This is a genomic window from Sulfurimonas sp., assembly GCF_027056685.1.
In the GTDB taxonomy this organism is placed as follows: domain Bacteria; phylum Campylobacterota; class Campylobacteria; order Campylobacterales; family Sulfurimonadaceae; genus Sulfurimonas.
The window spans coordinates 1-7,337 of sequence record NZ_JALUKE010000211.1 but is presented as its reverse complement, the minus strand read 5'-3'; the positions used below and the strand labels follow the sequence as shown (position 1 = coordinate 7,337).

The 7,337-nt window shown below is 32.5% G+C and carries 12 protein-coding genes; 5 read left to right on the top strand and 7 right to left on the bottom strand.

The annotated features are described in order from the left end of the window. Positions 1–54: 54 nt before the first annotated feature. The 3 genes from MVY38_RS09315 to MVY38_RS09305 are packed head-to-tail and all read right to left on the bottom strand — an operon-like array spanning position 55 to position 1,857. On the bottom strand, positions 55–873 hold the full coding sequence (locus MVY38_RS09315) for an SDR family oxidoreductase (protein WP_297485523.1): 819 nt from the start codon (positions 871–873) through the stop codon (positions 55–57). 21 nt (positions 874–894) lie between these two features. Continuing rightward, the gene (locus MVY38_RS09310) at positions 895–1,272 is read right to left on the bottom strand and encodes a hypothetical protein (protein WP_297485520.1); all 378 of its coding nucleotides are present in this window, start codon (positions 1,270–1,272) and stop codon (positions 895–897) included. Then, entirely contained in the window at positions 1,273–1,857 is a 585-nt protein-coding gene (locus MVY38_RS09305) for a bifunctional precorrin-2 dehydrogenase/sirohydrochlorin ferrochelatase (RefSeq protein ID WP_297485518.1), read from the bottom strand. Between the two features lie 143 nt (positions 1,858–2,000). Between MVY38_RS09305 and MVY38_RS09300 the strand changes: the two genes are divergently transcribed. From MVY38_RS09300 to MVY38_RS09280, 5 genes are read left to right on the top strand one after another with little or no spacing between them, the layout of a single operon-like run. Then, positions 2,001–2,999: an Lrp/AsnC family transcriptional regulator gene (locus tag MVY38_RS09300; RefSeq protein WP_297485516.1), complete on the top strand. Its 999-nt coding sequence runs from the start codon at positions 2,001–2,003 to the stop codon at positions 2,997–2,999. Next, entirely contained in the window at positions 2,992–3,402 is a 411-nt protein-coding gene (locus MVY38_RS09295; RefSeq protein WP_297485514.1) for a hypothetical protein, read from the top strand. Before MVY38_RS09300 ends, MVY38_RS09295 begins: the two co-directional genes overlap by 8 nt. Further along, positions 3,403–4,563, top strand: coding sequence for a multiheme c-type cytochrome (locus tag MVY38_RS09290; RefSeq protein ID WP_297485512.1), 1,161 nt, complete (start codon positions 3,403–3,405; stop codon positions 4,561–4,563). Then, the gene (locus tag MVY38_RS09285) at positions 4,553–4,720 is read left to right on the top strand and encodes a hypothetical protein (RefSeq protein WP_297485510.1); all 168 of its coding nucleotides are present in this window, start codon (positions 4,553–4,555) and stop codon (positions 4,718–4,720) included. Before MVY38_RS09290 ends, MVY38_RS09285 begins: the two co-directional genes overlap by 11 nt. Next, the gene (locus tag MVY38_RS09280) at positions 4,717–5,010 is read left to right on the top strand and encodes a hypothetical protein (RefSeq protein ID WP_297485508.1); all 294 of its coding nucleotides are present in this window, start codon (positions 4,717–4,719) and stop codon (positions 5,008–5,010) included. The genes MVY38_RS09285 and MVY38_RS09280 overlap by 4 nt, the downstream gene beginning before the upstream one ends. Before the next feature lie 16 nt (positions 5,011–5,026). Here MVY38_RS09280 and MVY38_RS09275 read toward each other — a convergent pair whose 3' ends face one another. The 4 genes from MVY38_RS09275 to MVY38_RS09260 all read right to left on the bottom strand — a co-directional run. Then, a complete protein-coding gene (locus MVY38_RS09275; RefSeq protein ID WP_297431546.1) occupies positions 5,027–5,332 on the bottom strand; it encodes a metal-sulfur cluster assembly factor in 306 nt (101 codons plus the stop codon). 10 nt (positions 5,333–5,342) lie between these two features. After that, positions 5,343–6,581, bottom strand: coding sequence for a hypothetical protein (locus MVY38_RS09270; protein ID WP_297485506.1), 1,239 nt, complete (start codon positions 6,579–6,581; stop codon positions 5,343–5,345). A gap of 9 nt (positions 6,582–6,590) precedes the next feature. Then, positions 6,591–6,938: a hypothetical protein gene (locus MVY38_RS09265; protein ID WP_297485504.1), complete on the bottom strand. Its 348-nt coding sequence runs from the start codon at positions 6,936–6,938 to the stop codon at positions 6,591–6,593. Between the two features lie 83 nt (positions 6,939–7,021). Further along, positions 7,022–7,337: Crp/Fnr family transcriptional regulator (locus MVY38_RS09260; protein WP_297485502.1), on the bottom strand; the 316-nt coding region annotated here is incomplete at its 5' end.

The window sequence follows — 7,337 nt, the reverse complement described above, 5'->3', positions numbered from 1 at the left end:
CCGGTAAGAGGTATCGGTGATATTAAAAAATAAACTCTCCATCTCATAATATCTTTATATACCGTAGTATTCTTTTACTCTACGCTCAAAATCTTCATCACTTAACTCTCTGCGCATAGGTATAAATTTTTTTGCTTTATCTCCAACCGTTGTCCTAGCTGTAAATTTTTCATCATTTATGATTTTCAAGATAAGCTTTGCAACATCATCCGCATTATTACCACCATTTATCTGCTCCATAATTTTTGGTACAAGCTGAGAGACAAGTTTACTATAAGCCGAGTTTGCATCAAGTGTTTCCATATTTGTTACTAAATTTTTTCTTGCGAACTCTGTATCAAAAAAACCTGGTAAAATAGAGTGTACTCTAATATTAAATGTACTAAGTTCATAGCGAAGAGAATCGGTAATCCCTTCTACTGCATATTTACTTGCATTATACAGAGTAAAAAGCGGTAATCCAATTTTTCCCAAAAAAGAACTTATATTTATAATAACACCATAATTCTCTTTACGCATATGAGGAATAACAGCTTTTGTAACTCTTAATATGCCAAAAACATTTACATTAAATTGATTAAACATCTCTTGTTCTTGGAAATTTTCAACACTAGAAACTACGCCATATCCAGCATTATTAATAAGAATATCAATTTTTTTATCTTTTTCTATTATCTTTTTAACAACCGAATCAATACTCTTTTGCGAGGTAATATCAAGAAAAATAGGAATAATACGAGAGCGATTGAGATTTAAAAGTTTACTTATATCTCGAGATGCTGCATAAACCGTAAATCCATTCTCAGATAGTAACTTTGCACTTGCTCTTCCCATTCCCGAACTAGCACCAGTAATTAAAACTATTTTAGACATAATACACCCAATTTATATTTATCAAATGCCAAAAAATTTCTTCAGCCACACTCTCTCTTTTGTTGTCTTAATAAAAATCTTTGTCACAGTTTGATTATGATCCCCCAAGACTATAACATCATTTGCAACAATTTTTAAATGTTTTTTACCCCATTGTTTGTCCAAATCATCCATTCTATAGAGTGCATCTGCTGCGTTTGGCTTCTCTTTCTCACCTGTTCTTGTATTAACAATGGCTAACCCACCCATTCTTTTTTCAAATTTATAAGGACTATAAACTTTAATCTCTTTATAAATTCTATCTGCTTTTGCTGGCGGTGTAGCCTTTTGTATAGCTATAAATCCTAATGCAAAAAATGCAAACAATAACCCTAGAAAAAAACCTTTTTTTGCGTTCATCTAATTACTCCAACTTTCAATATATTTTTTCGCTTTTTCATCAAGCATTTTCATTCTCTCTTTACCCTTTGGCAAAGTTTTACGCAAAGATCGCATCTCTTGTAGAAATGCTCCAATACTCTGCGGTATAAGATCTTGCAAATAATATCTTAGATGTTTTGCCATTGCTGGTGACGCACCCGAAGTAGACACTGCAATAGTCAAATCATCTTGTTTAATATAAGATGGAAAAATAAAATCACAATAATCCACCGAATCGACTGCATTACACAAACACTTGTAATTTTTAGACTCTTCAAAAATTTCAGCCTGCAGGGGAATATCATCAATTGCTACAATAACTATAGCATAATCAGCTATATCTCCCTTTTTATAAGCGCGTTTTGCATACCCTAAACGCAACGTTTCAATCTTATGCATCATCTCAGAAGAATACTCTTTTGCGATTATATCTACATCATTTGTGAAATCCAAAAGATGTACCAACTTTTCATAAGCAATATGTCCACCACCTACTAATAAGATTTTTTTATTATCTAGCTTCAAAAAAGCTGGAAAATATCCCATAATTACCCCATCTCTCACTATTTTTCCTAAAATCATACCATATTAACTTTAGAGTCTAAGAATATCCTATATAATAACAATAGTTTATTGACAAATGTCAATTTAAAATAAAAAAAAGATAGATACAATCAAATTATTGAAAATTAATATAAAGTAGGATTATGAAACAAGAGATATTATCGAGAATACAGAAAAAATTTCCATTAAGCGCAAAACCATTTGAAGTGATTGCCAAAGAACTTGGAATAAGTGAAGAAGAGGTCTTGGAAATCTTACAAAATGAAAAAAATGAGAGCATTATACGCCAAACATCAGCTATTTTTGACACAAAACGCTTAGGATACAAATCATCTCTCGTTGCGTTTAAAATTGATGAAGATAAAATTGATGATGCCGTTGCTATTATAAATAGTCACCCTGGCGTTTCACATAATTATGAACGAAATCACGAATTTAATATCTGGTTTACTATGGCTGTTGCACCAGACTCCAAACTTGGACTTGATAAAACTATTGAAACTTTAGCTGCACTTACAGAGGCTGAAGATTACATCGTACTTCCTACTCTAAAACTCTTTAAAATCAATGTAAAACTCAATACAACAGGCAAAGATGATAAAAAAGAGAAAGTAAAAAAAGTAATTCATAAAGATATAGAGCTTACACCTTTGCATCATGAAATCATTATGCGTGCACAAAATGACATTGATTTTGTCAGTGAACCATTTAAAAATATCGTAGAAGAGCTAGATATTGATTATGAGACTTTTTTCTCAATTTTACAAGAGTTACAAGATGCTGGTGTAATGAGAAGATTTGCTTCCATCCTAAACCATCGTAAAGCTGGTTTTAATGCAAACGCAATGGTTGTCTGGGATGTCGATGAAGAAAATGGAGCGGCTATAGGTGAAAAAGCTGCTGCATTTAGTGCGGTCAGTCACTGTTATCTTCGCCCAAAATATGAAAACTGGCCATATAATCTTTTTACAATGGTTCATGGAAAAACAACTGAGGAAACAAACGCAATGATAGCAGAGATGGAAGAAGAGATAGAGTCAAAATCACATATGCCCCTTTATTCATCGCGTGAATTTAAAAAAGTACGCATAGAGTACTTTACACCAGCATTTCAAGAGTGGGAGGAGAGATACAATGGATAGATTTTTTGAACTAGAGATTCCATATTTGGTTATTATGCTTTTTTTCTTAGCTGTTACTGCATTTGTAACAACAAGAGATTTTATGCCAAAAGTAGCATTTAAAAGAGGAATGATTGGAGTTCTTTCTATTTTTGCCATAATGATAGGGCTACATTTCTATGTAACAAACAGTAGAATGGAGGGCGTTAAAAAAATATTTAACAAAGGTGAAACAATCATTTGTGAAAATAAAATGCGTAGAACAATTTCACAATCAGTGCTTATTTCCAAGAAACTAGGATGGAGAATTGAGGGAGATTACTTTAAAAATCCTGACTTTGAAAGAGATTTTCATTTGGCAAGATGTGTTGACTATGCACCAATAGCTGCAAAAGAAAAAGCAATACCTACAAAAGGCAAATAGATGAAATTTTTACTGTTTCTTTTATTTACTCTAAGTGGTTTAAATGCGCTTGATGAGTTTACATCTTCTCAAGTGTGTCAAAAATGCCACCCTGTCATTTACAATGAATACTACCAGTCACAACACAGAAAAGCTTCTATATTTTCAGATCCTGTCCATAAAGCAGTTTGGGATAAACATCCATTTAAGAAGAAAGGAATTTATGAGTGTGCGAAATGTCATACACCAAATGACAAGGTCATTCTTACAAAACTTAAAAATCATGAAAAAGCACTCCCTGTTAAAAATAGGGGACAACTCGAAGGTGTCTCTTGCGTTTCATGTCACAATATAAAAAGCATTCAAAAGCATTCCCAATCAAATGTAAACATCATAACGACAAATAAACACATTCTTTACTCTGCTAGAGAAAGTGAAAAAAGCAACAATGATAAAAAATACAAAATGCAAAAATCTCTTTTTGGTTTTGTAAACAAAGAGAGTGGCTCTCCTTATCATGACATAGACTTTACAAATGAAATTTTTTATAATGGTAATGTATGTATGGGATGCCATTCACACAAAGAAAATTCACATAAGCTTCAAGTATGCACATCAAAAATAAGTGAGCATCCAAATACAGAAAAAGAGAACTGTATCACCTGCCATATGCCAAAAGTACCAGGAAGTTTTACAACGCTTAGAGATACTCATACACATAGATTTCATGGCTTTAGTGGTCCAAATCATAAAGCATCTATGCTAAGAAAATATCTCTCTATAGAGTTTCAAAAAGCGACAGATGGTTTTAACATCATTCTTAAAAACAGTGCTAATCATCCACTTCTTTTACATCCATTAAGAGTTGGTATGCTTAAAGTTAGTATTGAGAGTGGTTCAAAAAAGAGTAATTTAAAACCTGTGAAATTTATTCGTATAATTGGAAAAAATGGACATCCTACTCCACCTTGGGTAGCTACAGAGGTTTTAAAAGATACGCAAATTCAAGCCAAAGAGCGTAGAATTATTCACTTCAAAAGAACACTTGAGGCGCATGATAAAGTAATCGTCCAAGTAGGTGAATTTATCGTAAATCCTAAAATGGCAAAGAAATTAAATATTAGCAATAATAACTTAACTGCGTTTAGAATATTTAAAGAGGAACGATTTGATGTTAAATAGTTTTAAAAGGTACGGTATGGCTCTTCTATTTTTGTTCTTAGTTATTATTTTAATGTTACTAGGAACACTAGGAGTTGAAGATTTTGGAAACCATCTTTTAAAAGATGCACACATCAAAACAACAATGAAACCAAAAGGAGAGAGGTTAGCATTATGAGTTTAACACTTTTAGTAGGTATTGGAGTTATTATTTCCATCATATTTCACTTTATTGGTGTATATGCAGGAGCTAAAAAAATTGTCTGGATTGTTATTATTCTTACTTGGGCAGCTGTGATTTCTGTTGCAACAAGTGAAGTGAAACCAAAAGCATACAGTGATATAAAAGAGATGCAGGGAAAATATAAAGATACAGATAGGCTCATCAAAGAGGCTATGCCAAAAGTCTCTCTCTATGAGCTTATTAAGATTAAAAACAGTTACTTAAAACATGAGAATAAAAAGTAATCTCATGTTTTATTTTCTAAGCGCCTAAAGCCTTTTTCACATTATCATCTGCCATTGAAATATTCCATGCAGGTTCCCAAACAACTTCAATATCAATCTCTTTAACATTTGGAAGCTTTTCAATAGCCTCTTTCACCCATTGAAGTATCATTTGATGCAAAGGGCATGCTCTTGTTGAGAGTGTCATAGTAACTTTTACATTCCCCTCATCATCACTACTAGCATCATAAATAAGTCCCATCTCTACAAGGTTAAATCCAACTTCTGGATCAACAACTGTAGAGACAGCCTGAAATATTTCGTCTTTTGTAAACATTGCCATTTATAAGTCCTTAATTTTTAAAATTTATCATATATAACACACTGCGTATAAATGCTAAAGCACCCATTACTAAAAATGAGGCTCCAGCACCTATGAGTGCATTGCTGTTAAAGAGTATTGCAATAGCTACAAGACTCACGCCTAATGCACAAAATATAAACTGCGCTTGAGAGCTTTTTTGAGGTATCATATCTACAAGCATAGGAATTTTTTGCTTTCCAACCAGTGGCGAAAATCTTTCAAACCAGACTAAAAATGGAATGATTTTATAAATATGACCTGTAATTAAAAAGCCAAAAAAACCAAAAAACAGTAGCCACATTGATGCCAAAAGATAGTTCTCTTTTCCTACCACAAAATAGAGTAATGCCACTATAATTGAGACAAGAAGAGATGAGTATGAAAACATCAGCGAAATAGCATAAATATCATTCTCTTTTCTTGGTCTTATTCTATAGATAATATAAATTAGGTAAGCATATACCAACATCGCAACTATTGCCAAAATATAGGAAATAATAGACAACCATTCTAAGTGAAAGAACGAAGCCAAAATAGCCAAAACAACTGTAACACTCATCAAAGATATAGAAATTTCTAAAGGTCTTAATGAAAAACTATGAGAAAGTGTAAACATAGGTATTAAAACTATAGAGAGTCCCATAATTGTAATGGATATATATCCACCTAAGACCGCAAAGATATGTGCTTTTAGGAGTGAAGATATATCTACAGAGATAGTCCCTGCATAAGAGAGTGCCATCAAAAGACCAAAAATGATTCCAAAAAATAAAAAGGTATTTGAAATCAATACACTACTCATTACCAATGTAAGTTTTTTCACTTTTGCTATGGTCAAAAATATCTCACCAACAAAAATCATCATAGAGGTTAAAACAACAACCCCTCCGTATGGGAGCAAGGCACTGGAGTATAAAAATCCAAATACCATTAAAAGTGTCCCTATAAGTAGTAATGGCCAGATTGCATAAAAGAGTTCTACTCCAAAATGCCCTACTTCAAGTACAACGGGCACAAGTTGCGCCATTGCACCAAAGATTATCATCATTACAAATCCAAGTAAAAAAAGATGTGCAAAACTTATAACCTTTGGATCTGCAAATGAAAAATCATCTACACTGAAAGAAAAAAGGTAAAGAGAAGAAAAAAGGTAAAATAGACTCCCAAGTATGAAAAAGGGAGCTATAAGTTTAAAAGGTGGTGCAAAATCTTGGGATATTTTAAACATTTACTAGTCTCAACCACCACAACTTGTTTGTGACAAATCAGACTTTTCAGTTGCATTGTCATCGTATGAAAATACGACTTTTACTAAACCATTATCCAAATCTTCAATGACATATTTTACATCATCTTCAAGTTTTGCAAACAGTCCACCTGGTGCTTTATGATTTATCATCACTAAAGTATCATTAGTACCTTTTAAAAGTGCAATTCCTGCCATTGCGTTTACCATAGGATGTGGAGGTCCCTCTTTTGAAGTATCAAAGTAATAAGTACTTTGTCCATCTTTTGCTAATTTATAATAATCAACTGTAGCACCTTCAACTTCTATCTTTTGTGCATCACTTGGAATATTCGACATATTTGAATCCTTATTGTTAATGTTTCGTGATTGTAATCAAGAAAAATAAAAATAATATTGATATATGTCAATAATGAGAATGATTATTCAAAAAGAATTTCCAAAGACTCCTTATCTAGGATGGTATAACTCCCTGCATCTTTTGCCACAAATCCTAATTTTGAGAATTTTTTGAAAATACGAGAGAGTGTTTCGGGTGTAATATGCAAATATTGTGCTAATTTATTATGCTTCATACTCAAAGCTTCACTATTCTCACAAATATACTTTGCAACTCTTGCCGTTGAATCGAGAACAACGGTAAGTGCAATGACATTGTCAAGATATTTTATTTTTTGAGTTAGTGATTTAAAAAGTTCCAATGTTATTTCAGGATTAGAAAAAAAGTACTCTTTAAAC

Bases quoted from the DNA above. Each gene is read 5' to 3' on its own strand.
- MVY38_RS09315 (WP_297485523.1), bottom strand. From the start codon at position 873: ATGTCTAAAATAGTTTTAATTACTGGTGCTAGTTCGGGAATGGGAAGA.
- MVY38_RS09310 (WP_297485520.1), bottom strand. From the start codon at position 1,272: ATGAACGCAAAAAAAGGTTTTTTTCTAGGGTTATTGTTTGCATTTTTT.
- MVY38_RS09300 (WP_297485516.1), top strand. From the start codon at position 2,001: ATGAAACAAGAGATATTATCGAGAATACAGAAAAAATTTCCATTAAGC.
- MVY38_RS09295 (WP_297485514.1), top strand. From the start codon at position 2,992: ATGGATAGATTTTTTGAACTAGAGATTCCATATTTGGTTATTATGCTT.
- MVY38_RS09290 (WP_297485512.1), top strand. From the start codon at position 3,403: ATGAAATTTTTACTGTTTCTTTTATTTACTCTAAGTGGTTTAAATGCG.
- MVY38_RS09285 (WP_297485510.1), top strand. From the start codon at position 4,553: ATGTTAAATAGTTTTAAAAGGTACGGTATGGCTCTTCTATTTTTGTTC.
- MVY38_RS09280 (WP_297485508.1), top strand. From the start codon at position 4,717: ATGAGTTTAACACTTTTAGTAGGTATTGGAGTTATTATTTCCATCATA.
- MVY38_RS09275 (WP_297431546.1), bottom strand. From the start codon at position 5,332: ATGGCAATGTTTACAAAAGACGAAATATTTCAGGCTGTCTCTACAGTT.
- MVY38_RS09270 (WP_297485506.1), bottom strand. From the start codon at position 6,581: ATGTTTAAAATATCCCAAGATTTTGCACCACCTTTTAAACTTATAGCT.
- MVY38_RS09265 (WP_297485504.1), bottom strand. From the start codon at position 6,938: ATGTCGAATATTCCAAGTGATGCACAAAAGATAGAAGTTGAAGGTGCT.